We start from the raw sequence: 25,913 nt of genomic DNA, 5'->3' as shown, positions 1-25,913 counted from the left end.
GGCTGATCCCCGTGCTCAGCCGGCGGCCAGGTCCCGGCGGCGCAGGCCCGCCAGCCCGCCCGCCACCAGCAGGGCCGCCAGGGCCAGCAGGACGCCCACCGGGGTCCAGTCGAGGTGTCCGCCGGGCAGCTTGGGCAGGTGGCCGAAGGGGGAGAGGTCCAGGACGGCGCGGGGGACGTTCAGGGCGGGGCCGATCCAGCCGATGAGCAGGGCCGCGCCGGCCACGCCCCACGCCGCCGTCACGCCCTGTGGCAGGACGCCGAGGAGCAGCACGGCGAGCCCGCCGATGACCCAGACGGCGGCGACCTGGAGCAGACACGCGCCGAGCACCGGCCCGATCTGCCTGCCGTAGCCGACGGCGAAGCCCAGACCGGCGAGCAGCATGATCAGGGCCGAGCCGCCGAAGGCGATCAGCAGATGCCCGGCGGCCCAGCGCAGCCGGCCCACCGCACCGGCCAGGACGGGCTCGGCGCGGCCGGAGGTCTCCTCGCCGCTCAGCCGCAGTACGGCGGAGACGACGTAGAGCGCGGCGACCAGGCCGAGCATGCCGACCATCGCGGCGAGGAAGGCGTCCGTCAGCCCCGACCGGCCGCCCATGCGCTGGAAGATCTCCCGGGCCTGGGCGTTGTCGCCGACGAGCTTGGCCGCGCCGTCCGTCAGCCCGCCGTAGACGACCCCGGCGAGGAAGAAGCCGAGGCTCCAGCCGAGCACGCTGCCGCGCTGCAGCCGCCAGGCCAGCGCACCGGCGGTGCCGAGCCGGCCCACCGCCGGTCCCGGCCGGGTCGGCAGGAAACTCATGCCGATGTCCCTGCGGCCCGCCAACGCGTAGGCGGCCAGGACCTGAAGAGCCGTCGCCGCCACGAACAGGAGGAGCACCCACCAGCGTTCGGCCGCGAAGGCGCGCAGGTTCTCCAGCCAGCCCAGCGGGGACAGCCAGGTGAGGACGGAGGAGCCGTCGGAGGAGGCCGAGTCGCCCGCCGCGCGCAGCACGAAGGCCGCGCCGAGCACCGCCGCCGTGAGCCCCCGGGCCAGCCGGGCGCTCTCGGTCAGCTGCGCGACGATCGCCGCCGCTGTCGCGAAGATCATGCCCGCGCCCGCCACCCCGAGCCCGAAGGCCAGTGCGCCGGCCGCGCCCTGCCGTGCCAGCCCGGCGGCCATCAGCAGTCCCAGCAGGGCGTTCGCGACCGCCGCCGCCAGCAGGGCCGCCGTGAGCGGGGCCCGGCGCCCGACCGTCCCGGAGGAGATCAGCTCCTGCCGTCCGCTCTCCTCCTCGTCCCGGGTGTGCCGTACGACGACGAGGAGGCTCATGACGGCGGCGAGCGCGCCCGCGTACACCCCGACCCGCCAGGCGGTCAGCGCGCCGAGGGAGTCGTCGAAGACCGGGCCGACCACGGCGCGCAGCGAGGTGTTGGTCGCCATCTGGTGCATGAGGTCGGTGCGTTGGGCGGGGGTGGCGTACAGGGTCTTCAGGGTGTTCGGCATGGAGAGGACCATGAGCGCGTTCACCGCGACCCAGACGGGGAGCATGACGCGGTCGCGGCGCAGGGCGAAGCGCAACAGGGTTCCGGTGCCGGCCAGTTGGCGGCTCATACCGCCACCTCGTCCGTGTAGTGCCGCAGGAACAGCTCCTCCAGCGTGGGCGGGGTGGAGGTCAGCGAGCGTACCCCCGTGGCGCTCAACGACCTGAGGACGGCGTCGAGTTGGTCGGTGTCGACCTGGAGCCGGACCCGGTGGCCCTGGATGTCGAGGTCGTGCACGCCCGGCAGGTGGGCGAGGCCGTTGGGCGGGCCGGCGAGTTCGGCGCTGACGCTGGTGCGGGTCAGATGCCGCAGATCGGCCAGCGAACCGCTCTCCACGGTCCGGCCCTTGCGGATGATGCTGACCCGGTCGCAGAGCTCCTCGACCTCACTCAGGATGTGGGACGACAGCAGGACCGTACGGCCCCGGTCCCGCTCCTCCTCCACGCACGCCTGGAAGACCTCCTCCATCAGTGGGTCCAGGCCCGAGGTCGGCTCGTCCAGGATCAGCAGGTCGACCTCGGAGGCGAAGGCGGCGACGAGGGCGACCTTCTGCCGGTTGCCCTTGGAGTACGTGCGGCCCTTCTTGGTGGGGTCCAGCTCGAACCGCCCGATCAGCTCGGTGCGGCGCCGGGCGTCGAGCCCTCCGCGCAGCCGGCCGTAGAGGTCGATGACCTCGCCGCCGGAGAGGTTGCGCCACAGGGTGACGTCGCCGGGGACGTACGCGATACGGCGGTGCACCTCGACCGCGTCCCGCCACGGATCGCGGCCCAGCACCTGGGCGGCGCCCGCGTCGGCGCGCAGCAGTCCGAGCAGGACGCGGATGGTGGTCGACTTGCCGGCGCCGTTCGGGCCGAGGAAGCCGTGCACCTCACCGGCCTCGACGTCCAGGTCGAGGCCGGTGAGGGCGTGGGTACGGCCGAAGGACTTGTGGAGTCCGGCGATCGTGATGGCCTTCGTCATGGTTCCGAACGTACGCTTCTTTCAGAAATTTGTGAAGTTAGGGAAGGCTCTGAATCGCTGGTTAGGATGACGACCATGGCAGAGGTGAACGGACGCGACACGGAGGCGGTCTCCCGGTTCGTGGAGAGCTTCGCGGCCCAGCTCGTCGAGGCCGGGATGCAGCGGATGCCGGCCCGGGTGTTCGCGGCCCTGCTGTCCTCGGACTCGGGCACGCTGACCTCGGCCGAGCTGAGCGAACAGCTCCAGGTCAGCCCCGCGGCCGTGTCCGGGGCCGTGCGCTATCTCGCCCAGCAGCACATGGTCTCGCGGGAGCGCGAGCCCGGTTCGCGCCGTGAGCGGTACCGGGTGCACAGCAACCAGTGGTACGAGGCCCTCACCAACCGGGAAGCCGTCATCAAGCGGTGGGAGGGCGCTCTGCGTGACGGCGTCACCAGCCTGGGCGCCGACACCCCCGCCGGACGCCGCATGGCCGAGACGCTCGCCTTCTTCGAGTTCATCGACGGCGAGATCTCGGCCATGATGGAGCGCTGGCGCGTGCACCGGGAGAAGACCTTCGGCCGGTGACGCCGGGTGTCACCGCTGCTTCGTCTCCTCCGGCACCGTCCGCCCCAGCAGCGCGTACCGCTCGGGCGCCCGCCGCTTCAGATGCTGCGAGCGCCCCGCCTCACGCTGACGGCAGCACCAGCCCCCACGCCCCCTCCACCACCCGCCACGTCCGCCTCCGTACCGGCCCTGAGAGCCGCGCGTCGGCGCGGTAGCGGAAGTCCGGGCCGGTGACCGACACCGTCTGCCCGGACGCCCGTACCGGCGTCGCCTCCGCGCCCACCGACAGCGGGCGGATCTCCACCTCGGCCAGGCCGGACGAACCCGGGGTCACCGTCACCGCCTCCACCGGCTGGTCCAGGTCCACCAGGGTCTCGCCGTCCAGCTGGACCCGCAGCCGGGCCGGGCCGGGGGAGGGGACGGTGGAGAGGCGGGGCGGGCGGGCAGGCAGGGTGCGGGAGAGGAGGGTGCGGTACCAGGGGGCGGACGGGGCCACCGGCTCCCGCGCGACCGTACGGGTCGTACGGGTCGGCGGGATCGTCACGTCCGTCAGGACCAGCCCGTCGCTGTCGTCCAGCAGCAGGTCCAGACGGCGCTCCACCCCGTCCAGCACGGTCCGCGCCGCCGCCACCGCCCCGGCCGGCACGCCCAGGGACCGGGCCAGAGACGTTTCGCCGACCGGGACCACCGACAGACCGCAGCCGGCCGGCTCGCGCTCGCGGTGCAACAGGGTGACCGCCCGTAGCAGAGCGTGGTCGTCGCCGATCACCACCGGCCGGCGTGAACCCCTCCGGCCCAGCGCGCGAGCGAATTCCTCCGGGCTGTCCGGGAGGCACACCTTCGCCGCCGCACCCGCGCTGAGCACGTCTTTCGCGATACGAACGGACTCTCCGTCCGTCTGCCGTGCCGCCGGATCGATGATCACCAGCAGCTGCTCGGACGTCGCGAAAGTCGCCACCTCGGTCCTGCCTCGCTTCCTCGGGTAGCATCTTTGTGCAAGAGCCCCTTGCGCTATTGCGCCAGGGGCTTCGTCTATTCCGGGGCATCCGGTCCGACGGTTGGCGACCAACGGCGGTCGCTGTGGCACGCGGCGGTGAACCTTACGCCCACGCCCCCGACCTTGGACATGCCCCGCCCGGAAGGGGTGTACGCGCGTGCCCGCACTTGTGCTGCTCGGTGCTCAGTGGGGTGACGAAGGCAAGGGGAAGGCGACCGACCTGCTCGGTGGCTCGGTGGATTATGTAGTGCGCTACCAGGGCGGCAACAACGCCGGCCACACGGTCGTCGTCGGCGACCAGAAGTACGCGCTCCACCTCCTCCCTTCCGGAATCCTCTCCCCCGGCTGTACGCCGGTCATCGGTAACGGTGTCGTCGTCGACCCGTCGGTCCTGCTCTCCGAGCTGAGCGGTCTGAACGAGCGAGGCGTCGACACGTCCAAGCTCCTGATCAGCGGTAACGCGCACATCATCACGCCGTACAACGTGACCGTCGACAAGGTGACGGAACGCTTCCTCGGCAAGAGGAAGATCGGTACGACGGGGCGCGGCATCGGGCCGACGTACGCGGACAAGATCAACCGCGTCGGCATCCGGGTCCAGGACCTGTACGACGAGTCGATCCTGACCCAGAAGGTCGAGGCGGCCCTCGACGTCAAGAACCAGCTCCTCACCAAGCTGTACAACCGGCGCGCGATCGCCGTGGACCAGGTGGTCGAGGAGCTGCTGGGCTACGCCGAGCAGATCAGGCCGTACGTCACCGACACCGTCCTGGTCCTGAACCAGGCTCTGGAGGAGGACAAGGTCGTCCTGTTCGAGGGCGGTCAGGGCACCCTCCTCGACATCGACCACGGGACGTATCCCTTCGTCACGTCCAGCAACCCGACGGCGGGCGGTGCGTGCACCGGCGCCGGCGTGGGCCCGACGAAGATCAGCCGGGTCATCGGCATCCTCAAGGCGTACACGACCCGCGTCGGCGCGGGCCCGTTCCCGACCGAGCTGTTCGACGCGGACGGCGAGGCGCTGCGCCGGATCGGCGGCGAGCGGGGTGTGACCACCGGCCGTGACCGGCGCTGTGGCTGGTTCGACGCCGTCATCGCCCGGTACGCGACCCGCGTCAACGGCCTGACGGACTTCTTCCTCACCAAGCTGGACGTGCTGACCGGCTGGGAGCAGATCCCGGTCTGCGTCGCGTACGAGATCGACGGCAAGCGCGTCGAGGAGCTGCCGTACTCGCAGAGCGACTTCCACCACGCGAAGCCGGTCTACGAGACGCTGCCGGGCTGGTCCGAGGACATCACGAAGGCCAAGTCCTTCTCGGACCTGCCGAAGAACGCCCAGAACTACGTCAAGGCGCTGGAGGAGATGTCCGGCGCCCCGATCTCCGCGATCGGCGTGGGCCCGGGCCGGGACGAGACGATCGAGATCAACTCGTTCCTCTGAGTCCGGACACGTTCCGACTGGTCGCGCCCCCGTCCGGCTCGCTCGTGCCGGCGGGGGCGTTTCCGTGTGCGCCCGTTCGGGCGTGACCCGCTCCCCGGGCCGGTCATGGACATGAAGTTCCTTGACCGGCCCTTGGGCTGTTCGTGGTTCTCAGAGGAATGAGTCGAAGGCAAGCATCTACGCGGGTAGTTGCCTGCGTTCCTCCCTCCTTCTCATCCTCGCTCCAGGAGCCCTGTATGCCCGTCAGCCCCATGAACCGCCGGGAGTTCGTGAAGAAGTCGGCCGTCACCGGAGCGGCCGTCGCCGCGGCCGGGACCGTCGCCGCGGCCCCCGCCCAGGCCGCCGAGCAGAAGCGCGAACACATGCCGCGTACCTGGTCGTTCTCCATCCTCGGCACCACCGACCTGCACAGCCACGTCTTCGACTGGGACTACTACAAGGACGCCGCCTACACCGACAAGGCGGGCAACTCGGTCGGCGTCGCCCGGGTCGCCACCCTCATCAAGCAGCAGCGCGAGGCCAAGGGCGAGGACCACGTCCTCCTCGTGGACGCCGGTGACATCATCCAGGGCACCTCGCTCGCCTACTACTTCGCCCGCGTCGACCCGATCACGGGCACCGACGGCAAGAAGGGCCCCAAGCACCCGATGGCCGTGGCCATGAACCACATGCGCTACGACGCCGCCGCCCTCGGCAACCACGAGTTCAACTACGGCATCGAGACCCTGCGCAGGTTCGAGAAGCAGTGTCACTTCCCGCTGCTCGGCGCGAACGCGCTGGACGCGAAGACGCTGCGGCCCGCCTTCCACCCGTACACCGTGAAGCGCATCTGTGTGCCGGGCGCGCCCGACATCAAGGTCGGCATCCTGGGCCTCACCAACCCCGGTATCGCCCTGTGGGACAAGGACAACGTCAGCGGGAAGATGGTCTTCCCCGGACTGGTCGAGCAGGCGAAGAAGTACGTGCCGAGGCTGCGGGCGCTCGGCTGTGACGTGGTCTTCCTGACCGACCACTCCGGCCTCGACGGCTCCTCGTCGTACGGCGACGAGCTGCCGTACGTCGAGAACGCCTCCAACCTGGTCGCCGAGCAGGTGCCGGGCATCGACGCGATCCTGGTGGGCCACACCCACGTCGAGGTCCCCTCCTACACGGTGAAGAACGCGGAGACCGGCGAGGAGGTGCTCCTCTCCGAGCCGTACTGCTGGGGCTACCGCCTGAGCGTCTTCGACTTCGAGCTCGAACTGCACCACGGCCAGTGGAAGGTGACGAGCAAGACCGCCCAGACCCTCAACCCCAAGGACGTGGACGAGGACCCGGAGATCAAGAAGCTCCTGGAGGCCGACCACGAGCTGGTCGTGAAGTACGTCAACACCGCGGTCGGCACCTGCACCGAGAACCTCTCGGCGGCCGAGTCCTGCTGGAAGGACGTGCCGATCATGGACTTCATCCAGAAGGTCCAGGCCGACACGGTGAAGGCGGGCCTCTCGACGGCCGACGCGGCCCTCCCGGTGATCTCCGTCGCCGCGCCGTTCAGCCGCACGGCCGACATCCCCCAGGGCAACGTCACCATCAAGGACATCGCCGGGCTCTACATCTACGACAACACCCTGTACGGCAAGAAGCTGACGGGCGCCCAGCTCAAGGACTACCTGGAGTACGCGGCGAAGTACTACCACCAGGTCCCGGCCGGCACGAAGGTCGACACCGCGACCCTCACCAACGCCAACAACTTCTGGGACTACATGTACGACGTGGCGGCGGGCGTCGACTACGAGATCGACATCGCCCAGGCGGAGGGTTCGCGGATCAAGAACCTCTCCTACAACGGCGCCCCGGTCGCGGACGACCAGGTGTTCGTGGTCGCCGTCAACAACTACCGCGCGAACGGCGGCTCCGGTTACCCGCACATCGCCTCGGCGCCGATCGCGTACAGCTCCACGAACGAGATCCGGCAGCTGATGATCGACTACGTGACGACGACGAAGACGCTGGACCCGGCGACCTTCGCGAAGGTCAACTGGAAGCTGACGCAGGCGGGTACGCCGGTCTTCTAGACGCGCCCACCCCGCTGTTCACGCGCGGGCCACTGCTCTTGGGGGCGGTGGCCCGCGCGTCGTGTTCCGGTCAGCTGAAGACGATCATCGAGCCCTGGGCCAGCGACCGTGTCGCCGCCGCGTGCAGGCCCAGCCACACGTGCCGTTCGCGGGCGAAGGGGCTCGGGTCGTAGGGGGCCGGGACGGCCGGCTCCTCCAGATCCGTGGGGGCCGTGGGGGCGGCCGGCGCGGCCGGCGGGTTGGCCGGGTCGATGCCGAGGGACGGGGCCACGTACTCCAGTTCGCGCAGGAGCGTCTGCGAGGAGCCCAACGGGCCGCCGCCCGCGAGGAGTTCGTCGTTGGACAGCGGGTGCGGGAAGTCGACCGGGACATACGCGCCCGCGTGGTCGTAGTGCCAGACCAGATGGGACTGCTGGGCCGTGGACTCGAACATCTCCAGCAACTGCTCGTAGTCGCCGCCCAGTTCGCCCACCGGGGTCACGGGCAGTCCGCAGACCTGCAGCAAGTACGCCCGGCGCAGGAAGTGGAGGGCGTCGTAGTCGAAACCGGCGACGGGCGCGACCTCGCCGGACAGGCCCGGCATGTACTGGTACACCGGCACCGGGGGGAGCCCGGCCGCCGCCAGGGCGTTGTTGTACTGCGCGAGTTCCTCGGCGAACGGGTTGTCCGGGGTGTGGCACAGGACGTCCACGAGCGGTACCAGCCACAGGTCACAGGCCAAAGAGGGCTCCCTCGCACACAGAAAGGTCCACAGCAGGTGGTCAGGGAAGGGTACCCGTCGCTCAGCCGTTGGTCAGGTGTTCCAGCAGGGCCAGCGAGTGGGCGTTGGCGGCGGCCACGATCTCGCGGGCGGCCTCGGTCTCGCGGCGGTCCAGCGCGTCGACCAGGTCCGTGTGCCCGGCCCAGAGCCGGCCGCGCAGGTCGGGGAGGCGGAGCAGGTGCTGCACCGCGCAGACCCAGGACTGCACGCGCAGCCGGTGCAGGAAGTCGCCGAGGTAGGGGTTGCCGAACAGGGCGCTCAGCTCGCGCCAGAAGCGCAGGTCGTAGCCGATGAGGATGGTCAGGTCACCGGCGGCCGCCGCACGCTGGGCCTCCTCGCCCCGGCGCCGGACGGTGGCGAGCGCGGAGGCCGAGCGGGGGTCCTCCGGCGGGGTGCGGAAGGCGGGGTGCTCGGTGGACAGGGCCTGGAACATGCCGTTGGTGACCAGGCTGCGGGCCTCGATCATGTTCCGGTAGTCGGTGAGCGAGTACTCCGGCACACGGAAGCCGCGGTGCTGGTCGGCCTCCAGGATGCCCTGCGCGGACAGGTCGACCAGCGCCTCGCGGACGGGGGTGGCGGAGACCCCGTACTGGTCGGCGATCTCCTTGACCGTGAACGCCCGGCCCGGTCGCAGCCGCCCCGCCAGCACCTCGTCGCGGAGCGCGTCCGCGATCTGCTGGCGCAGGGTACTGCGCGTGACGGCGCCGTTGCCGGGCATGGTCGGGTCTCTCCTCGCGCGTAGATGACGTACTCGTTGTCTCCTACGAGATTTCTTACGAGCACGTCACCTTACGCGTTCGAACAAGCCCGGCGGCAGCCGGTCACTCCGTGTATGCGTCGGCGACGCTCAGCGCCGCGTCGAGGGCGGCGAGGCCCTCCTTCAGCTCGGCCTCGGTGACATTGCAGGGCGGGACCACATGGGTGCGGTTCATGTTCACGAAGGGCCACAGGCCGTGCTGCTTGGCGGCGGCCGTGAAGGCGGCCATGGGGGCATTGGCCTCGCCGGCCGCGTTGTACGGCACGAGCGGCTCGCGGGTCTCGCGGTTCTTCACGAGCTCCAGCGCCCAGAACATGCCGGTGCCGCGGACCTCGCCGACGCTCGGGTGGCGCTCGGCCAGGGCGGCGAGGGCGGGACCGAGGAGATCGGCGCCCAGGCTCTTGGCGTTCTCGACCACGCCCTCCTCCGCCATCACGTTGATCGTGGCGACGGCGGCGGCGCAGGCCAGCGGGTGCCCGGAGTAGGTCAGACCGCCGGGGTACGGCCGCTTGCCGAAGGTCTCGGCGATCTTCTGTGAGATCGCGACACCGCCGAGGGGCACGTAACCCGAGTTCACGCCCTTGGCGAAGGTCATCAGGTCGGGTACGACACCGAAGAGGTCGGCGGCGAACCACTCGCCCGTGCGCCCGAAGCCGGCCATGACCTCGTCCAGGATGAAGACGATGCCGTGGCGGTCGCAGATCTCGCGGACCCCGGCCAGATAGCCGGGCGGCGGGACCATGATCCCGGCCGTGCCCGGGATGGTCTCCAGGATGATCGCGGCAACCGTCCCCGGCCCCTCGAAGGCGATCGTCGTCTCCAGGTGCTCCAGCGCCCGCGCGGTCTCCTGCTCCTCGGTCTCGGCGTAGAAGCGGGAGCGGTAGAGGAACGGCGCCCAGAAGTGGACGACGCCGTTCGTGGCGCTGTCGCTCGCCCAGCGGCGCGGGTCGCCGGTGAGGTTGACCGCCTGCTGGGTGCCGCCGTGGTACGAGCGGTACGCCGAGAGCACCTTCGGGCGTCCCGTGTGCAGCCGCGCCATGCGCACCGCGTGCTCGACGGCGTCCGCGCCGGCGTTGGTGAAGAAGATCTTGTCCAGGTCGCCCGGGGTCCGCTCGGCGATCAGCCGGGCCGCCTCCGAGCGCGCCTCGACCGCGAAGGCGGGCGCGAAGGTGGTCATCCGTGCCGCCTGCTCCTGGATCGCCGCGACGACCTTGGGGTGCTGGTAGCCGATGTTGGTGAAGACGAGCCCGCTGGTGAAGTCCAGGTACCGCTTGCCGTCGTAGTCCCAGAAGTACGACCCCTCGGCGCCGGCGACGGCGAGCGGGTCGATGAGGTCCTGGGCCGACCAGGAGTGAAAGACGTGCGCGCGGTCCGCGGCCTTGACCGCGGCGCCGGTTTCGGGGTTGGGCTGAGGGGTCATGCGGACGAGCGTAAATGTCCGCGATGCGGAAGCGACATCGGCGTCCTGTTCCGTGGGAGGGGGGTTTCCACGACAGAATGTCTATCGACAGCATGCTGTCGAAGTGGCAGCATGCTGTCATGAATGCCATGACCGGACCGGCTGACCGACGGGTGCATCTCGCGGTCTACGACAGCCTCGCCGACTGGGAGACGGGGCATACGGCCGCCTATCTGGCCCGTGCCGGGTACGAGGTGGTGACGGTGGGGCCCGGCCGGGAGCCGGTGACGAGCATCGGCGGGCTGCGGATCCTGCCGGACCTCGCGCTGGACGAGCTGCGCCCCGAGGACAGCTCCCTGCTGATCCTGCCGGGCGCCGACCTCTGGTCCGCCGGCGACGGCCTCGCCCCCTTCGCCCGCGCGGCGCGCGCCTTCCTCGACGCGGGTGTGCCGGTGGCCGCGATCTGCGGGGCGACCGCCGGCCTCGCCCGCGAGGGGCTCCTCGACGACCGCGCCCACACCAGCGCCTCCCCCTTCTACCTGGCGCAGGCCCCCGGTTACGCCGGGGGCGACCGCTACGTGGAGGCGGACGCCGTGACCGACGGCGGCCTGGTCACCGCCGGGCCCACCGAGCCGGTCGCCTTCGCCCGGGAGGTCCTCCGGCTCCTCGGGGTGTACGAGGGTGAGGTGCTGGACGCCTGGTACCGGCTGTACCACGACTCCGACGCGGAGGCGTACGTCGTGCTGCAGCAGGCCGGTGGCCGGTGAGCCGGAAACACCAGGACCTCCTCAGCCGCGGTGCCGTCGGCACCTTCCGGCTGAACGGCCAGTTCCTCGCCGTCGCCGAGGAGCTGGCACGGCCGGCCGGTCTGACCGCCGCCTGGTGGCAGGTGCTGGGGGCGGTGCTCGGGGAGCCGCTGCCGGTCGCCGGGGTCGCGCGGGCCATGGGCATCACGCGGCAGAGCGTGCAGCGCATCGCCGACCTGCTGGTGGAGCGGGGGCTCGCCGAGTACCGGCCGAACCCGGCCCACCGGCGTGCGAAGCTCCTCGCGCCGACCGAGGAGGGGCGGGCGGCCGTGGCGCGCATCGGCCCGGGGCACGCGGCCTTCGCCGGGCGGCTGGCGGCGGCGATGGGCGAGACCGAGCTCGCCGAGGCGGTACGGCTGCTGGAGCGGCTCTCGGAGGTCCTGGACCGGCTCGGCAAGCCTGTTGTGGAACCGTAGACCGGGGGCCGGGCGACTCCTCGTAGAGCCGGATTATCCTCGGTCCGGTCGCACACGTATGCGTGCGCGTCGTGGTGCGTGTCGGGGGGAGGCGGGGTGGCCATGGAAAAGCTGGGGGCGGGGGATCCGCAGCACATTGGGGGCTATCGGCTGCTGGCGCGGCTCGGGGCCGGCGGGATGGGGCACGTGTATCTCGCCCGGTCGGACCGGGGCCGTACCGTCGCCGTGAAACTCGTCCGTGCGGAACTGGCCGCGCAGGAGGAGTTCCGGGCCCGTTTCCGGCAGGAGGTGCAGGCCGCGCAGCGGGTCGGCGGGTACTGGACCGCGCCCGTGCTCGACGCGGACACCGAGGCGGCCGTGCCGTGGGTGGCGACCGGGTACGTGGCCGGGCCCAGCCTCCAACAGGTCGTCGGCCGGGATCACGGGGCGCTGCCCGAGCGGTCGGTACGGATCCTCGCGGCCGGGCTCGCGCACGCGCTCAAGGACATCCACGCGGCCGGGATCGTGCACCGGGATCTGAAGCCGTCGAACGTGCTGGTGACGATCGACGGGCCGCGCGTCATCGACTTCGGGATCGCGCGGGCGCTGGAGACGACCTCGCTGGGCGGGGAGGGGCTGACGCATACGGGCGCGCTGGTCGGGTCGCCCGGGTTCATGGCGCCGGAGCAGGTGCGGGGGGACCGGATCACGCCGGCGTGCGACGTCTTCTGCCTGGGGTCGGTGCTGGCGTATGCGGCGACCGGTGCGCTGCCGTTCGGTACGGCCGACAGCGGTGCGCACGCGTTGATGTTCCGGATCGCTCAGGAGGAGCCGGATCTCACGGGCGTGCCGGAGGGGATCGCCGACCTGGTGCGCGCCTGCCTGCGCAAGGATCCTGGAGGGCGGCCTTCGCTGGACGCGATTCTTGAGCGGATCGGCGCGGAGGGCACGGTGTCCGGGGGACGGTCCCGGGATCCCTGGCTGCCGGGCGTGCTGGTCGCTCAACTGGGCCGGCACGCTGTGCAGTTGCTGGAGGTCGAGGATCCGGACGGGGGGACCTCGGCTTCGCCTCCGGCGCCCGAGCTCCCACCCGCAGCGTCCGTGCAGCCTTCGTCGCCGGGTGCGGGCGGCGCCGGCCCGAAGAGCGGGGCGGAGTCGTCGCCCGAGCATGCCGCCGCCTCCGATGAGGGCGGTGCCGATGCCGGTGTCGACCGGTTGCCCACCGTTGTGGCGGTGCCCGGGGCGCCCGCCGTGCCGCCGGGGTCCGGGTACGGGCAGGCGCAGCCGCATCCGCAGCCGGCTCCGCCGTATCCCCAGCCCCAGCCCCCCGCGCCGTACGGCTACCCGCAGCAGCCGTACGGCCCCTACGGCGGCGGACTCGGCTCCACCCCGCCCTACGGGCCGATGCCTCCCGGCCCGGCCGAGGAGGAGCCGGAGCGGCGCAGCGGGCGGTCGACCGCGCTGCTCATCGTGGTCGCGCTGGTCGTGGCGCTCGGCGCCGGCGGATCGGTGTACGCGCTGATGAACGGCGGCGGGCACACCCAGGGCGGCGGGACGAGTCCGTCGCCCTCCGCCACCTCCGCGCCGGCGGACGCAGGTACCGGCGGGACGTCGGGGGCGCCCTCCCCGGCCGGCTCCGGGCCGTCCTCCTCCGCGTCCGCGTCCGCGTCCACGGACGGAGCGGTGCCGGCCGGCTATCTGGGCACCTGGAGCACGACCATCGACAACGCCAACGGGACCAATACCCGCCAACTGACCATCCGGCAGGGCCAGGTGGGCGACACCGTGCTGACGCTGGTCGCGGACGGGCCGACCGACGGCGGTGGGTCGTACCACTGTGTCTTCGAGGCCAAGCTCGACCGACAGCCCAGCGGGAACGGGCCGTTGGAGATCGGGCCGTCCACCGTCAGCTCCGGCGAGCCCGCCTCCACCTGCACCCCGGGCGAGGCCACCGAGATCACACTCCAGCCGGACGGCACGCTGAAGCGGGAGAAGGCGAGCGGCGGGGAGAGCCTGACGTACACCAAGCAGTGAGCGTGCGACCGGCTGAGCAGGTCGGGTGAGGTCCGCTGCGGTTCGGCAGCGCCCTTGGGGGCGCGGGGCTGCGTCTGATGTGCGGCTACCGCCGCGAGGGGGGCCCGGGTTCGAGCGAAGCCGAGAACGTGGGGGAGCGACCGGCCGCGACGGCGCTGCAGACACGCGATGGCGCTGCAGGCAACCGACGACGTGTCACGGCACTTCCGGCGGAGCGCTCAGCGGGGCTCCGGCGGGCGCTGCCTCGGCATGTTCGGGCGGGTGCCGTTCGCCGGGGGGAGGGGGAAACGCCCTCCGAAACCCCCGCCCTCCTGCCTCGGCACCGCCGCCACCGCCGTCTGGATGCCCAACGGCGCCGAACCGGTCCGGAACTCGACCATCCAGTCGGTCGTCTCGGTGCGGACCAGTTCGGCGACGTCCTCGGAGAACCGCCGCAGCACGCCCAGACACCGCTCGGCCGCCTCGCTCGCCGTGCCCTCCGCCGGGCCCAGCACCTCGCGGATGCTCTCGGAGGCCCAGTCGAACTGCAGGGCCTGGAGGCGCCGCTGCACCGCCTGGGCCGTGGCCACGTCCCGCATCCAGCCGGAGGTCACGCCGAAGAACCGGTCGATGCCGACGCAGGCCACCGCGAGGAGCAGGGCCAGGCAGCCCCAGGGGGCCACGCCGTGGGCGGCCCCGGTCAGGTCCAGCAGGGGCAGTGCCGCGCCGGCCGTCACACCCGCCGCCGCGCCGGCCCGCAGCACGCGCGCGCCGCGCCGCTTCCACACGCGGTCGCGCAGATACCAGGACGCGGTCTGAAGCGCCCCGCGCTCCACCCACCGGTACAGCTCGTCCAGCCGTTCGGCGGGCTCCCCCCAGTCCCCGAGCGGAAAGGCCCGCCCGGTCACATCGCCCGGCCGCAGCCCGGACCGACCCTCGCCCCGCCCGTCCTGAGGCGGACCCTCGGGCTGCATCTCCGGCTGACCCACCCGGCACTCCCAACTGATCCCGAACCGATCCCGATCCGATCCTGACTGAAACTGTCCGACCCGAACCCGTCTGATCTCGACCAATCACCCAGCGTGACACTTCGCACCGACACTCCGCCGGACCCTTCCGACACCCTGCCGACGCGCGGGCTCCCCTTCCTACCGCCCAATGGGTGGCGAAGACTGGGCTTTCCCGGCTTTTCCGCCCGGAAGAGGGTCTTGATCAGGTATAGGGCTCCTGGACTTCTCACTCGAAAGAGTGGCGGGGCGACGGGGGCGTGGACCACGTAGGCTCATGCTCAGCGGAGAAAACGTTAAGGAGCTGATCGTGTTTCCCGGTGGTGGCCAGCCCAACATGCAGCAGTTGCTCCAGCAGGCCCAGAAGATGCAGCAGGACCTGCAGCGGGCGCAGGAGGAACTGGCGAACACGGAGGTCGACGGGCAGGCCGGCGGCGGTCTGGTGAAGGCCACCGTGACCGGCTCCGGCGAGCTGCGCGCGCTGCAGATCGACCCGAAGGCGGTGGACCCCGAGGACACCGAGACCCTCGCCGACCTGATCGTGGCGGCCGTGCAGGCGGCCAACGAGAACGCGCAGGCGCTCCAGCAGCAGAAGCTCGGCCCGCTGGCCCAGGGCCTCGGCGGCGGCACGGGCATCCCCGGTCTGCCGTTCTGAGTCCGGGGCAACTACGGTACGTACCGAAAGGTCTCCAGGAAGGGCAGTCCGGTGTACGAAGGCGTGGTCCAGGACCTCATCGACGAGCTGGGGCGGCTCCCCGGCGTCGGTCCCAAGAGCGCGCAGCGGATCGCCTTTCACATCCTCCAGGCGGAACCGACGGACGTGAAGCGCCTCGCCCAGGCACTCATGGAGGTGAAGGCGAAGGTCCGCTTCTGCGCGACCTGCGGCAACGTGGCACAGGAGGAGCTGTGCGGCATCTGCCGTGACCCGCGCCGCGACCCGTCGGTCATCTGCGTGGTGGAGGAGCCGAAGGACGTCGTCGCCATCGAGCGGACCCGCGAGTTCCGCGGGCGTTACCACGTCCTCGGCGGCGCCATCAGCCCGATCGAGGGTGTCGGTCCCGACGACCTGCGTATACGAGAACTTCTCGCGCGGTTGGCCGACGGGACGGTCACGGAACTGATCCTGGCGACGGACCCGAACCTGGAGGGCGAGGCGACAGCGACGTACCTCGCCCGGATGATCAAGCCCATGGGCCTGAAGGTCACCCGCCTGGCCAGCGGCCTCCCGGTGGGTGGCGACCTGGAATACGCGGACGAGGTCACGCTCGGCCGCGCCTTCGAGGGGAGACGACTCCTAGATGTCTGACGCCACACTGCACGCGACCGGTCGCAACCCGGACGACTTCGCGGTCCAGATCGCGGACCAGATCGAGAGCTTCCTGGTGGCCGTCACGGAGGTGGCGAGGGGCGACGAGCCCGGCTCGACGGTGCCCTTCCTCCTCCTGGAGGTCTCCCAGCTGCTGCTGGCCGGCGGCCGCCTCGGCGCGCACGAGGACATCGTCCCCGACGAGCGCTACGAGCCCGACCTGGGCCCGGAGCCGGACGTGGACGAGCTCCGCGAGAACCTCGCCCGCCTGCTGGAGCCGGTGGACGTGTACTCGGAGGTCTTCGACCCCTACGAGCCCCGCAGGCCCGCGGTCCCGGCCCGTATCTCCGACGACCTGGCCGACATCATCACCGACCTGCGCCACGGCATGGCCCACTACCGCGCGGGCCGCACCACCGAGGCCCTGTGGTGGTGGCAGTTCTCCTACTTCTCCAACTGGGGCCCCACAGCCTCCTCCGTCCTGCGCGCCCTCCAGTCGGTCCTCATCCACGTCCGCCTCAACCAGCCCCTGGAGGAACTGGACGGCCTCGACACCGATCAGGCCACGATGGGCGACGAGACGCTGGAGTTCGAGGCGGGACGGGTCATGGCCCAGGAGATCGGTGCTCCGCTGGGGATGCGGCGGGGGAAGTAGGGGCGGCATCGACACGCTGGCGGAGAGCGGCCCCGTGCTGGGACGCCCGCTCGTCGACAGGCTGTCGGGTTGCCGTACCCACAACCCGGCGCCGCCTGAACACTGGCCCGCGCCACCCAACACCTTTGACCTACAACTTGGTTGACCGCAGTACTCCGAGCAGAGCCTTCGCCTCTCCATGCGGCGCCGTCTCTGTGGGCTCGCTGTACCAGCGCAGCGGCCATGTGTTCCCGTCCAGCGTTGGGATCCCGACCCATCCACGTTCGCGACTCCAAGAATCCGTCAGGTCCCGAACTCAACCTCACCGCCCCCGCCTGGACGGCATTCCTCGCGGACGTTTCCGTAGGTCGGCCCGGAGCTTGAGCCTCGGGCTCCGAGCCTCGGGCTTCGAGCTCCTCCCATGGGTCTTCTGGGTTTTGGGTTGGTTGAATTCCAACCCAACCAACCATGCCTGCACGTGAGTTGAGGCGGCTTACCTCGAATGGGTGACGTTCCGTGATCAACTTACGTCGGAACGTAAAGCCGCTCTAGGTTCGCGGCAAATAGATCGGCCCCGGTCGGTGCGCCAACACCGGCTCCGGGGCCTGGACCTACAGATCGAATCGAGACTTCGACCGTGGCTTGCTCCTACCCTAGCCCCGCCCTGCCCTCCCCGTCCCACCCGATGGCCAAAACGGGGTACGGAAAACGCTCCGCAGGTGACGAAGACCCGCACGCCGACCCGGACTTCGCACATCTGACCGGCCGCGAACGCGACCTCGCCGTCTTCATGGACCGTCTCCAGGACGGCCACGCGGCGGGCTACAAGGCGATCGCCGCCGAGCATCCCCTCTACGGCCAGCAGGCGGTGCGCGCTTCGCAGGGGCGTCTGAGCAGTGCCGGACACCTGCATCGGATCCGGGAGCACATCACCCTCGAAGACAACTCGATGCGGTGGGTCACTCGGACGTACTGGTCGCGTACTCCCAGGTCAGCCGAGTGGTGGGAGGAGTTCGCGCGGTCGCGCAACGGCAGGATCGTGACCGACGGCTACGAGTCCGGGCTGGCCCGCGTCGAGGAGGCCGAGGAGACGGCTCCGGAGGCCGAGGCCGGCCAGGCGCCCGGCGATGAGCCGCAGGTCACCGCGGCGTACCGGACCCTCGCGGAACTCCGTGACGCAGATCGCCGTATGCCGCTCTCCGAATCCGACTGCCGGTCTCTCGAATCCCTCGCCGCGGAGTGGCTGTCGCGAGGCGCGACGCCCGACGACATCACCCGCGCCCTCACCGACGGACTCCCGTCCGCCGTGTCCAACCCGGGCGGATTCGCCCGCAACCGATTGGAGAAGAAGATGCCGCCGAAAAAGGCGAAGGTGCGTCAGAAGAAGGCCTCGCTGCGCGGGCGTGTCGACCGGGTGCTCCGAGCCTGTCTGACCTGCGACGCGGACGAGCGCACCGTGGAGATCATCCAGTCCATGTGCCGGGACTGCCGGGTAGAGCTCGGGCTGGAGACGCCGGAGGGTGAGCGCATCCCGCAGATTCCGCAGACCTTCACGGGCGGGCGGATGCCCACTGTTGAGGAAGTGCACGAGTTCGCCGCACAGGTGCGAGCGGCCGGTGGGCTGCGGTCGCCCGGCGGCCGGGCGCTGCGAGGGCGCGTATGAGCGTGCAGGACGTGCCGGTCAGGGCACCATGGTGTCGAGGAGGCGACGCCATGACCCCCAGGACCGAGCACCCGCCGCAGATGACCGTTGAGGAGTTCGAGGAGCTCGAACGCCATGCCCCGGAGACCGTGTGGCTGGAGTTCATCAACGGAAGGGTCGTGGTCAAGCCCATGGCGGACGGCAACCACCGCGAGATGATCGCGTGGCTGCAGCGGATGTGCATGCAGCATCGGCCCGATCTGTGGCTGCACGCGGAGAGTGGCCTCCAGACGGAGAGGTACCGCAAGGGGCGCGCCCGCGCCGATGGGGTGCTCGTCCGGGTGGGCGGTCTCAAGGGCCACGGGGAGTGGTCCGAGTCCGAGGGCGCCCTGATGGCGGTCGAGATCACGTCGTACGATTCCGACACGAATCAGCTTGACCGCGTCGACAAACCTGACGGATACGCAGCCGCCGGAATCCCTGTCTGCCTCCTCATCGACCGAGACGACTGCTCCGTCGTCGTCTTCAACCAGCCGGAGGAGGGCCGCTACCGCCATTGGGAGAAGCTGCCGTTCGGCGCTTCCGTCAAGCTCCCCGACCCCGTGAACATCACCCTGGACACCGAGCCGCTCAAGCAGTTCAGCGACTGACCAGCAGGCGGAAGCCGATGCCTCGGACCTGTTCCAGAGTGATCGTCCCCGGCAGTTCGGCGCGCAGTGCCGTCACGTATGCGTCCAGGAGGGAGTCCGTCAGGCCGGGGAGGCAGGTGAGCTGGGTGCGGGTGAGCACACGGTCCGGGTGGGCGAGGAAGTGGGCGAGGAGCGTGCGCTGCGGCTCCGACAGGTTCAACTCGTCCACGTCTACCCGGACGTCGGGCGGGCCGGGCAGCGGTGGTCGTACCGTCGCGCGGATGCGGTCGATGATCCGTGACGCCTCGTGCGGTTCGTCCACGTAGTCGTCCGCGCCCATCTCCAGGACCGTCACCCGGTCGCGTTCGGTGCGGACCAGCGCGATCAACGGAGTGGCCGTACGGGAGCGCAGGGTCCGGCACGCCGGCAAGGACATGGGGCCGACGATGATCACGTCGTGGCCGTCCTCCGGTCCGCTTCCGTGGTCCACCTCGTAGCCGTACGCCCGTAAGGCGTCGGCCAGTGTCTCGTCGTCCTCCAGCAGAAGTACGCGCACGACCGCACCCTAGCGGCCGGGCCACAGTCCCCACAGGCCCTTGGCCATCGTCGTGCCACCGCCCGCCAGGGCCAGGAGGAGGACCAGGTGGCGGGCCCGGCGTTCGGGGATGCGCGCGGCGATGGCGTGGCCGATCACCGCGCCGGTCGCCATCGCGACGCAGACGGCCGCCCACTGCACGCCGGCCAGGCGGGGCGTGCCGTTCGCCGCGATCGAGAAGGCGTTGACCGCAACGCCGTAGAACTGGGCGTTGGGCACGAACTCCCGTACCGTCCAGCCCGCGTTGAGGGCGTACAGGGACACCGGTGGGCCGCCCACGCCCGCTGCCGCGTTCATGAAGCCGCCCAGGGCGCCCGCCGTCACCGCTCCCTTGCCGCCGCCGAGGGCCGGGACCCGTGCGCCGCGCAGGACCAGCAGCACGGCCGCCGTCACCAGGGCGCCCATCGTCAGCAGCAGGACCGGATGCGGGAGCCGGCGGGTCATCCAGGCGCCCGCCGGTACCGTGCAGGCCGCCGCCAGGCACAGCGGGACCATCGCCGCCGGGCGGACCCGGCGCCAGCCGCCGGCCAGGCCGACCACGCTGATCGCGCCGGCGGCGCAGTTCGCGAGGATCACGCCCTGGGCCGGGCCGAGCAGCAGCACCAGGGCCGGTACGGAGACCAGGGCGAAGCCCATGCCGGTCAGCCATTGGACGCCGGCGCCGAGCAGGACGATCGACGCCAGCAAGATCTCCGTCATCCCTGTATCCCCGCCCATGTCCGTGTCCCTGTCCATGCCGGGGAGCTCGGTGTGACCCAGCGCACTTTCCCGCGTGGTGTGGCAGAGGCTGGGCAGGTACCGGACCGCGGACGTCCGGTGGCCACCGTGACCATGTCTCACCATGCGGGAGCAGGGTGGTGGATTTCGGGCGCTCGTTAGACTGAGCCGACACAAACGAACCGAGCGAGGAGCGCACGTGGGCCTTGTCGTGCAGAAGTACGGAGGCTCCTCCGTAGCCGATGCCGAGGGCATCAAGCGCGTCGCCAAGCGGATCGTGGAAGCGAAGAAGAACGGCAACCAGGTTGTCGTCGTCGTTTCCGCGATGGGCGACACGACGGACGAGCTGATCGATCTCGCCGAGCAGGTTTCTCCGATGCCTGCCGGGCGTGAATTCGACATGCTGCTGACCGCCGGAGAGCGGATCTCCATGGCCCTGCTGGCGATGGCGATCAAAAACCTGGGTCACGAGGCCCAGTCGTTCACGGGCAGCCAGGCAGGCGTCATCACCGACTCGGTCCACAACAAAGCCCGGATCATCGACGTCACGCCGGGCCGGATCCGGGAGTCGCTCGACAAGGGCAACATCGCGATCGTCGCCGGGTTCCAGGGTGTCAGCCAGGACAAGAAGGACATCACCACGCTGGGGCGTGGCGGGTCCGACACCACGGCCGTGGCGCTCGCCGCCGCGCTCGACGCCGAGGTCTGCGAGATCTACACCGACGTCGACGGCGTGTTCACCGCCGACCCGCGTGTGGTGAAGAAGGCGAAGAAGATCGACTGGATCTCCTTCGAGGACATGCTGGAGCTCGCCGCCTCCGGCTCCAAGGTGCTGCTCCACCGCTGTGTGGAGTACGCCCGCCGCTACAACATCCCGATCCACGTCCGGTCCAGCTTCAGCGGGCTGCAGGGCACGTGGGTCAGCAGTGAGCCGATTGGGGACAAGCAGGTGGAGCAGGCCATCATCTCCGGTGTCGCGCACGACACCTCCGAGGCCAAGATCACGGTCGTCGGCGTGCCGGACAAGCCGGGTGAGGCCGCCGCGATCTTCCGGACCATCGCCGATGCCGAGATCAACATCGACATGGTCGTGCAGAACGTGTCCGCCGCCTCCACCGGGCTGACGGACATCTCCTTCACGCTGCCGAAGACCGAGGGCCGCAAGGCCATCGACGCGCTGGAGCGCAACCGGTCGGGCATCGGCTTCGACTCGCTGCGCTACGACGACCAGATCGGGAAGATCTCGCTGGTCGGCGCCGGGATGAAGACCAACCCGGGCGTCACCGCCTCCTTCTTCGAGGCGCTGTCCGACGCAGGCGTGAACATCGAGCTGATCTCGACCTCCGAGATCCGTATCTCGGTCGTCACCCGCAAGGACGACGTCCCCGAGGCCGTCCGCGCCGTGCACACCGCCTTCGGGCTGGACTCCGACAGCGACGAGGCCGTCGTCTACGGAGGCACCGGCCGATGAGCCGGGGTACGGGCCGATGACCGGCCCGCTGACCCGCAAGCCGACGCTCGCGGTCGTGGGAGCGACCGGGGCCGTCGGCGCGGTCATGCTCCAGATCCTGTCCCAGCGGGCGGACGTCTGGGGCGAGATCAGGCTGCTCGCCTCCCCGCGCTCGGCCGGCCGCAAGCTGGCCGTGCGCGGGGCGGAGGTCGAGGTGACGGCCCTGACGGAGGACGCCTTCGACGGGGTCGACGTCGCCATGTTCGACGTCCCGGACGAGGTCGCCGCCGAGTGGGCGCCGATCGCCGTCGCGCGCGGCGCGGTCGTCGTCGACAACTCGGCCGCCTTCCGGCTGGACCCCGAGGTGCCGCTCGTGGTGCCCGAGGTCAACCCGCACGCCGCACGGATCCGGCCGCGCGGGATCATCGCCAACCCCAACTGCACGACCCTGACGATGATCGTCGCCCTGGGCGCGCTGCACGCCGAATTCGGGCTGCGCGAGCTGGTGGTGTCGTCGTACCAGGCGGTGAGCGGGGCGGGGCGGGCCGGCGTGGACACGCTGCGGGCCCAGCTGTCCCTGGTGGCCGACACCGAGCTGGGGACCTCCCCCGGTGACGTACGGCGGGCCGTCGGCGAGAACACCGGGCCGTTCCCGGAGCCGGTCGCACTGAACGTGGTGCCGTGGGCCGGGTCGCTGCGCGAGGACGGCTGGTCCTCGGAGGAGATGAAGGTCCGCGACGAGTCCCGCAAGATCCTCGGGCTGCCGAAGCTGCCGGTCGCCGTGACCTGCGTCCGGGTGCCCGTGGTCACCACGCACTCCCTGACCGTCCACGCCCGCTTCCAGGGCGAGGTCACCGTCGACGGCGCCCGCGAGATCCTCGCGACCGCGCCGGGCGTGGTGCTCTACGACGACCCGGCCGCCGGCGAGTTCCCGACCCCGGCCGATGTCGTGGGCACCGATCCGACCTGGGTGGGGCGGGTACGGCGGGCCCTGGACGATCCGACCGCGCTGGAGCTGTTCGTGTGCGGGGACAACCTCCGCAAGGGCGCCGCGCTGAACACCGCGCAGATCGCGGAGCTGGTCGTGGCGGAGCGAAGCGGCCACTGAGTCCGAAAATCCGCAGAACATTTGTAGGATCTGCGTAAGAAGTGTGGCCGGAAGCATGGTCCAATGCACTTGATCCATTGGTTCACGGCAACAGAGGATTTCCCTCCCCGCCCGCGCAACCGTGCGCAGGGCGGGGAGCGTCTTTGCGGTCACTCTTCGGGCGGTGGGGACGCCGTGAGCGGACCGGGCGTGGGGACGCCCGTCCACATCGGACATAGGGGAAGAGCGGGACGCATGACGGCTCTTGAGGCACCGTCGGTTGTCGCACATGTGACGCCCGGCACGTACAACCCTGGCGGGGTCGGACGTGTCCAACAGGCGTGGCAGAGGTACTCGAACTCCGTGCGGCCCGCGGCACCGCTGCGCTCCGGCCGCCCCGTGCGGCGCTCCGGCCCCGCACGTCCGGCGGCATGCCGGTGATCGCGCCCATGCCCGCCGCGCGGCCCGCCCGCGTACCCGGTCAGCGCGACGAAGCCGACACCGAAGGGGCCGCGGCGACCGCGGTCGCCGGAACGACCGTCGACCACCTCACCGAGACCTACCGCGCGCACTACCGCTCGCTGCTCGGTCTCGCCGCGCTGCTCCTCGACGACACCGCCTCCTGCGAGGACGTCGTCCAGGAGGCCTTCATCCGCGTGCACTCCGCCCGCAAGCGGGTGCGCGACCCCGAGAAGACCCTCGCGTACCTCCGCCAGACCGTCGTCAACCTCTCCCGGTCCACGCTGCGCCGGCGCATCCTCGGCCTGAAGCTGCTCTCCAAGCCGATGCCCGACATGGCCAGCGCGGAGGAGGGCGCCTACGACCAGCTGGAGCGCCGGGACCTGATCAAGGCCATGAAGGGCCTCCAGCGCCGCCAGCGCGAGGTCCTCGTGCTGCGCTACTTCGCGGACATGACCGAGGCGCAGGTCGCCGAGACCCTCGGGATCTCCCTGGGCTCGGTGAAGGCCTACGGTTCGCGGGGCATCGCCGCGCTGCGGGTGGCCATGGAGGCACCGGCATGAGCGAGCGAGGGGCGGCATGAAGCGCCATGAGCGCCATGAGCAGCGCTTTGAGCAAGAGCACACGCAATCGCACGCTGGGAACGGAATGGTGAACCACGGCCCCGACGAGAAGCACCCCGAGGGGCGCGGCCCGGATCCGGACAAGGGCTTCGGCTCACTGTCCGGCGCCGGTCCCGAGAAGCTCGCCGCGGAGCTCGGCGGGCTCGGGAGCGAGGAGCTCGCCCTGCGGCGGCTGCTGCACTCCGTCGTCGACGACATCGAGCCGCGCACCGGGACGCTGGAGCATCTGCGGCGGGCGGTGCCCGCCCGGCGGGCCCGCAAGCGGCAGGCCGTCGTCGGGATGGCCGCCGCGGCCCTGTTCCTCGGCACCGCGATCCCGGCCCTCGTGCACGTCTCGGACTCCGGTGGCTCCGACCCCGACACCGTCATGGCGGGCCAGTCCTCCCAGGCCCAGGGCGGCACCGGGCAGGGCAAGGACGAGACCGGCAGCACGGCCGGCACGAAGGACACGGGTGGCATGAGCGCCCAGCCCGGCAGGCCGCACGGCGGACGCGGCGAGAAGGGCCGCGGCGGCGCCGGAACCACCGGTTCCACCGGCGGCGCCAATCCGAGCGCCTCGGTCTCCTCGGGCGGTGCCCCGTCGTGCACGGCGGCCCAGCTGGGCTCCGCCACCGGCAGCGCCGAGGCCCCCGACTCCACCGGCGTGGTCTACGGCGTCTTCAAGGTCACCAACATCTCCAAGGCCGCCTGCACCGTCAGTGGCGCGGGGTCCGTCACCCCCGCCGCCCGGGGCGCGGCCGACCCGGCCAAGATCAGCACCGCCCGGCACACCGCCGGCGACGCGGCGACCGGACTGCCCGACCCCTCCCAGGAGGTCTCCGGGCTGGTCCTGCAGCCCGGCGCGGCCTACGCCGAGAAGTTCGCCTTCGTGCCCTCGCAGACGTGTCCCACCACCGGCGGCGGCACCAGCACCGGCGGCACCACGACCGGCGGCGCCTCGCCGACCCCGAGCCCGACCCAGGGCGCGAGTGCCACCGGCGGCTCGGACGCGGGGACGGGATCCACGACGCCGGGTACGACCACCCAGACGGTCACGGAGGAGGGCACGGCCGACGGGAGCGTCGTGGTGACGCACACGGCACAGGGCGGCTCGCCGTCGGCCTCGGCAACCGTGCCGGGTGAGTGTGCCGGGGTCGTCTACTACACCGGGGTGCTGGCGGGGTCGTAGAACCGTCTGCACCGGGGTGCCGGCGGGGTCGTAGAACCGTCGCTACGGGGCGCTCACCGTCGCCGGAGCCGTCTCCTCCTCCGGCACCAGGCCCAGCTCGGCGTCCCGTACCGCCTCCGCCTCGCGGCGCAGCAGCCGGAACCACATGAAGACCACGAAGCCGGCGAAGACGAACCACTCGCCGGTGTAGCCGAGGTTCTGGAAGGCCTTCAGGTCCAGGCCGGTGCCCTGCGGGGCGCTCGCGGGGACGGCCTTCATGCCGGAGTCGGCCTTGTCGAGGGTGATCCAGGCGTCGTACAGCTTGTCCGGCACCAGGTTCACCAGCGAGGCCGAGCTGATCGCCGCCGTTTGGCCCGCGGGGAGTCCACCGGCCGCGCTGACGCCGTTGTCGCCGGGCGTCTCGGAGGCCTGGAGCGCGCCGGTGACGGTGACCTCACCGGTGGGCGGGGCCGGGGCCTTCGCCGCGTCCGCCGTGCCGGGCAGCCAGCCCCGGACCACCGGCAGGGACTTGCCGGAGCCGGTGCGCAGCAGGGTCAGGACGTAGAAGCCGTATCTGCCGTCGACCTGCCGGCCGGGCACCAGCAGCTGGGTGCCGTACCGCCCGTGCGCGCTGACCCGGCGGCCGGAGGTCGCCTTGTCGACGGGCAGCATCCGGTCCAGCGGCTGTGCGGTCTCGTGCCGGTCGGAGGCGGCCTGCTTCGTCGCGGCGCGGCTGTCGTGCACCCGCCCCTCGAACCGGCTCAGCTGCCACGACCCCATGAAGATGCAGAACGGGATGGCGAGCAGCACGAAGACGTTGATGCCCCACCAGCGGGGTGTCAGCAGAAACCGGTACACGCCCTCCACGGTACGGCGCCCCCGCCGTACGCCCGCCCGCGGGGCGGCCCCTCAGGGTCTGGCGGCTTTCAGGAAGCAGATCAGCGCTCAGCGGGATGCGCGGGTGGCCGGCCG

The 25,913-nt window shown here is 71.2% G+C and carries 26 protein-coding genes; 16 read left to right on the top strand and 10 right to left on the bottom strand.

Going from position 1 to position 25,913, the window contains the following annotated elements; all coding sequences use genetic code 11:
- Nucleotides 1-15 precede the first annotated feature (15 nt).
- Nucleotides 16-1,590 carry an ABC transporter permease gene (locus O1G22_RS19415; RefSeq protein WP_270082492.1) on the bottom strand — a complete coding sequence of 525 codons (1,575 nt, stop codon included), beginning with the start codon at nt 1,588-1,590 and terminating at the stop codon, nt 16-18.
- Nucleotides 1,587-2,480 (bottom strand): ABC transporter ATP-binding protein, encoded by an 894-nt coding sequence (locus O1G22_RS19410; protein ID WP_270082491.1) that lies wholly within the window; start codon nt 2,478-2,480, stop codon nt 1,587-1,589. Before O1G22_RS19410 ends, O1G22_RS19415 begins: the two co-directional genes overlap by 4 nt.
- A gap of 75 nt (nt 2,481-2,555) precedes the next feature.
- Here O1G22_RS19410 and O1G22_RS19405 point away from each other — a divergent pair, with 75 nt between their 5' ends.
- Entirely contained in the window at nt 2,556-3,044 is a 489-nt protein-coding gene (locus tag O1G22_RS19405) for a GbsR/MarR family transcriptional regulator (RefSeq protein WP_270082490.1), read from the top strand.
- A 100-nt stretch (nt 3,045-3,144) separates the two neighbouring features.
- Here the strand turns inward: O1G22_RS19405 and O1G22_RS19400 are convergent, their stop codons facing one another.
- Nucleotides 3,145-3,981, bottom strand: coding sequence for a diacylglycerol kinase (locus O1G22_RS19400; protein WP_270082489.1), 837 nt, complete (start codon nt 3,979-3,981; stop codon nt 3,145-3,147).
- 196 nt (nt 3,982-4,177) lie between these two features.
- Between O1G22_RS19400 and O1G22_RS19395 the strand changes: the two genes are divergently transcribed.
- The gene (locus O1G22_RS19395) at nt 4,178-5,461 is read left to right on the top strand and encodes an adenylosuccinate synthase (protein ID WP_270082488.1); all 1,284 of its coding nucleotides are present in this window, start codon (nt 4,178-4,180) and stop codon (nt 5,459-5,461) included.
- Nucleotides 5,462-5,697: 236 nt separating this feature from the next.
- Entirely contained in the window at nt 5,698-7,515 is a 1,818-nt protein-coding gene (locus tag O1G22_RS19390) for a bifunctional metallophosphatase/5'-nucleotidase (RefSeq protein WP_270082487.1), read from the top strand.
- Nucleotides 7,516-7,585: 70 nt separating this feature from the next.
- Here O1G22_RS19390 and O1G22_RS19385 read toward each other — a convergent pair whose 3' ends face one another.
- The 3 genes from O1G22_RS19385 to O1G22_RS19375 form a co-directional block, all read right to left on the bottom strand.
- Nucleotides 7,586-8,236, bottom strand: coding sequence for a hypothetical protein (locus O1G22_RS19385; protein ID WP_270082486.1), 651 nt, complete (start codon nt 8,234-8,236; stop codon nt 7,586-7,588).
- A 61-nt stretch (nt 8,237-8,297) separates the two neighbouring features.
- Nucleotides 8,298-8,993 carry a GntR family transcriptional regulator gene (locus O1G22_RS19380; RefSeq protein ID WP_270082485.1) on the bottom strand — a complete coding sequence of 232 codons (696 nt, stop codon included), beginning with the start codon at nt 8,991-8,993 and terminating at the stop codon, nt 8,298-8,300.
- 103 nt (nt 8,994-9,096) lie between these two features.
- Nucleotides 9,097-10,452 carry an aspartate aminotransferase family protein gene (locus O1G22_RS19375; protein WP_270082484.1) on the bottom strand — a complete coding sequence of 452 codons (1,356 nt, stop codon included), beginning with the start codon at nt 10,450-10,452 and terminating at the stop codon, nt 9,097-9,099.
- Between the two features lie 128 nt (nt 10,453-10,580).
- On the opposite strand from O1G22_RS19375, the gene O1G22_RS19370 reads away from it, so the two are divergent.
- The 3 genes from O1G22_RS19370 (at nt 10,581) to O1G22_RS19360 (ending at nt 13,666) form a co-directional block, all read left to right on the top strand.
- Nucleotides 10,581-11,198: a type 1 glutamine amidotransferase family protein gene (locus O1G22_RS19370; protein WP_428986383.1), complete on the top strand. Its 618-nt coding sequence runs from the start codon at nt 10,581-10,583 to the stop codon at nt 11,196-11,198.
- On the top strand, nt 11,195-11,653 hold the full coding sequence (locus O1G22_RS19365) for a MarR family winged helix-turn-helix transcriptional regulator (protein WP_270082482.1): 459 nt from the start codon (nt 11,195-11,197) through the stop codon (nt 11,651-11,653). Before O1G22_RS19370 ends, O1G22_RS19365 begins: the two co-directional genes overlap by 4 nt.
- Before the next feature lie 102 nt (nt 11,654-11,755).
- A complete protein-coding gene (locus O1G22_RS19360) occupies nt 11,756-13,666 on the top strand; it encodes a serine/threonine-protein kinase (protein WP_270082481.1) in 1,911 nt (636 codons plus the stop codon).
- 218 nt (nt 13,667-13,884) lie between these two features.
- Here O1G22_RS19360 and O1G22_RS19355 read toward each other — a convergent pair whose 3' ends face one another.
- Nucleotides 13,885-14,634, bottom strand: coding sequence for an SLATT domain-containing protein (locus tag O1G22_RS19355; protein WP_270082480.1), 750 nt, complete (start codon nt 14,632-14,634; stop codon nt 13,885-13,887).
- A 328-nt stretch (nt 14,635-14,962) separates the two neighbouring features.
- Here O1G22_RS19355 and O1G22_RS19350 point away from each other — a divergent pair, with 328 nt between their 5' ends.
- The 6 genes from O1G22_RS19350 (at nt 14,963) to O1G22_RS19325 (ending at nt 18,884) form a co-directional block, all read left to right on the top strand.
- The gene (locus tag O1G22_RS19350) at nt 14,963-15,307 is read left to right on the top strand and encodes a YbaB/EbfC family nucleoid-associated protein (RefSeq protein WP_225097478.1); all 345 of its coding nucleotides are present in this window, start codon (nt 14,963-14,965) and stop codon (nt 15,305-15,307) included.
- Nucleotides 15,308-15,358: 51 nt separating this feature from the next.
- Nucleotides 15,359-15,958 carry a recombination mediator RecR gene (gene recR, locus O1G22_RS19345; protein WP_076094544.1) on the top strand — a complete coding sequence of 200 codons (600 nt, stop codon included), beginning with the start codon at nt 15,359-15,361 and terminating at the stop codon, nt 15,956-15,958.
- Entirely contained in the window at nt 15,951-16,613 is a 663-nt protein-coding gene (locus O1G22_RS19340) for a DUF5063 domain-containing protein (RefSeq protein ID WP_270082479.1), read from the top strand. The genes recR and O1G22_RS19340 overlap by 8 nt, the downstream gene beginning before the upstream one ends.
- Before the next feature lie 222 nt (nt 16,614-16,835).
- A complete protein-coding gene (locus O1G22_RS19335; protein ID WP_270082478.1) occupies nt 16,836-16,976 on the top strand; it encodes a DUF397 domain-containing protein in 141 nt (46 codons plus the stop codon).
- Nucleotides 16,977-17,277: 301 nt separating this feature from the next.
- Nucleotides 17,278-18,255: a hypothetical protein gene (locus O1G22_RS19330; RefSeq protein WP_270082477.1), complete on the top strand. Its 978-nt coding sequence runs from the start codon at nt 17,278-17,280 to the stop codon at nt 18,253-18,255.
- Between the two features lie 50 nt (nt 18,256-18,305).
- Nucleotides 18,306-18,884, top strand: coding sequence for a Uma2 family endonuclease (locus tag O1G22_RS19325; RefSeq protein ID WP_270082476.1), 579 nt, complete (start codon nt 18,306-18,308; stop codon nt 18,882-18,884).
- Here O1G22_RS19325 and O1G22_RS19320 read toward each other — a convergent pair.
- Complete coding sequence (locus tag O1G22_RS19320; RefSeq protein WP_270082475.1) at nt 18,874-19,419, bottom strand: response regulator transcription factor; 546 nt, start codon at nt 19,417-19,419, stop codon at nt 18,874-18,876. The genes O1G22_RS19325 and O1G22_RS19320 overlap by 11 nt on opposite strands.
- Before the next feature lie 9 nt (nt 19,420-19,428).
- Nucleotides 19,429-20,157: a sulfite exporter TauE/SafE family protein gene (locus O1G22_RS19315; RefSeq protein ID WP_270082474.1), complete on the bottom strand. Its 729-nt coding sequence runs from the start codon at nt 20,155-20,157 to the stop codon at nt 19,429-19,431.
- Between the two features lie 217 nt (nt 20,158-20,374).
- On the opposite strand from O1G22_RS19315, the gene O1G22_RS19310 reads away from it, so the two are divergent.
- The 4 genes from O1G22_RS19310 to O1G22_RS19295 all read left to right on the top strand — a co-directional run bounded on the left by O1G22_RS19310 (nt 20,375) and on the right by O1G22_RS19295 (nt 24,962).
- Nucleotides 20,375-21,646: an aspartate kinase gene (locus tag O1G22_RS19310; protein ID WP_225097360.1), complete on the top strand. Its 1,272-nt coding sequence runs from the start codon at nt 20,375-20,377 to the stop codon at nt 21,644-21,646.
- 16 nt (nt 21,647-21,662) lie between these two features.
- Entirely contained in the window at nt 21,663-22,733 is a 1,071-nt protein-coding gene (locus O1G22_RS19305) for an aspartate-semialdehyde dehydrogenase (RefSeq protein WP_225097359.1), read from the top strand.
- A gap of 320 nt (nt 22,734-23,053) precedes the next feature.
- On the top strand, nt 23,054-23,734 hold the full coding sequence (locus O1G22_RS19300) for a SigE family RNA polymerase sigma factor (RefSeq protein ID WP_428986382.1): 681 nt from the start codon (nt 23,054-23,056) through the stop codon (nt 23,732-23,734).
- Nucleotides 23,735-23,819: 85 nt separating this feature from the next.
- Nucleotides 23,820-24,962 (top strand): hypothetical protein, encoded by a 1,143-nt coding sequence (locus tag O1G22_RS19295; protein WP_270082473.1) that lies wholly within the window; start codon nt 23,820-23,822, stop codon nt 24,960-24,962.
- A 42-nt stretch (nt 24,963-25,004) separates the two neighbouring features.
- Here the strand turns inward: O1G22_RS19295 and O1G22_RS19290 are convergent, their stop codons facing one another.
- Nucleotides 25,005-25,799 carry an SURF1 family protein gene (locus O1G22_RS19290; RefSeq protein ID WP_270082472.1) on the bottom strand — a complete coding sequence of 265 codons (795 nt, stop codon included), beginning with the start codon at nt 25,797-25,799 and terminating at the stop codon, nt 25,005-25,007.
- Nucleotides 25,800-25,913 lie beyond the last annotated feature (114 nt).

Source organism: Streptomyces camelliae, assembly GCF_027625935.1.
Classification (GTDB): Bacteria; Actinomycetota; Actinomycetes; order Streptomycetales; family Streptomycetaceae; genus Streptomyces; species Streptomyces camelliae.
Note: the sequence above shows the minus strand (reverse complement) of the source record. Positions and strands in the feature narration are given on the sequence as shown.

What these genes read in the sequence shown, in the direction of transcription:
- O1G22_RS19415 (WP_270082492.1), bottom strand. Translation starts at nt 1,590, where the DNA reads ATGAGCCGCCAACTGGCCGGCACCGGAACCCTGTTGCGCTTCGCCCTG.
- O1G22_RS19410 (WP_270082491.1), bottom strand. Translation starts at nt 2,480, where the DNA reads ATGACGAAGGCCATCACGATCGCCGGACTCCACAAGTCCTTCGGCCGT.
- O1G22_RS19405 (WP_270082490.1), top strand. Translation starts at nt 2,556, where the DNA reads ATGGCAGAGGTGAACGGACGCGACACGGAGGCGGTCTCCCGGTTCGTG.
- O1G22_RS19390 (WP_270082487.1), top strand. Translation starts at nt 5,698, where the DNA reads ATGCCCGTCAGCCCCATGAACCGCCGGGAGTTCGTGAAGAAGTCGGCC.
- O1G22_RS19380 (WP_270082485.1), bottom strand. Translation starts at nt 8,993, where the DNA reads ATGCCCGGCAACGGCGCCGTCACGCGCAGTACCCTGCGCCAGCAGATC.
- O1G22_RS19375 (WP_270082484.1), bottom strand. Translation starts at nt 10,452, where the DNA reads ATGACCCCTCAGCCCAACCCCGAAACCGGCGCCGCGGTCAAGGCCGCG.
- O1G22_RS19370 (WP_428986383.1), top strand. Translation starts at nt 10,581, where the DNA reads ATGACCGGACCGGCTGACCGACGGGTGCATCTCGCGGTCTACGACAGC.
- O1G22_RS19360 (WP_270082481.1), top strand. Translation starts at nt 11,756, where the DNA reads ATGGAAAAGCTGGGGGCGGGGGATCCGCAGCACATTGGGGGCTATCGG.
- O1G22_RS19340 (WP_270082479.1), top strand. Translation starts at nt 15,951, where the DNA reads ATGTCTGACGCCACACTGCACGCGACCGGTCGCAACCCGGACGACTTC.
- O1G22_RS19335 (WP_270082478.1), top strand. Translation starts at nt 16,836, where the DNA reads ATGTGTTCCCGTCCAGCGTTGGGATCCCGACCCATCCACGTTCGCGAC.
- O1G22_RS19330 (WP_270082477.1), top strand. Translation starts at nt 17,278, where the DNA reads ATGGCCAAAACGGGGTACGGAAAACGCTCCGCAGGTGACGAAGACCCG.
- O1G22_RS19325 (WP_270082476.1), top strand. Translation starts at nt 18,306, where the DNA reads ATGACCCCCAGGACCGAGCACCCGCCGCAGATGACCGTTGAGGAGTTC.
- O1G22_RS19315 (WP_270082474.1), bottom strand. Translation starts at nt 20,157, where the DNA reads ATGACGGAGATCTTGCTGGCGTCGATCGTCCTGCTCGGCGCCGGCGTC.
- O1G22_RS19305 (WP_225097359.1), top strand. Translation starts at nt 21,663, where the DNA reads ATGACCGGCCCGCTGACCCGCAAGCCGACGCTCGCGGTCGTGGGAGCG.
- O1G22_RS19295 (WP_270082473.1), top strand. Translation starts at nt 23,820, where the DNA reads ATGGTGAACCACGGCCCCGACGAGAAGCACCCCGAGGGGCGCGGCCCG.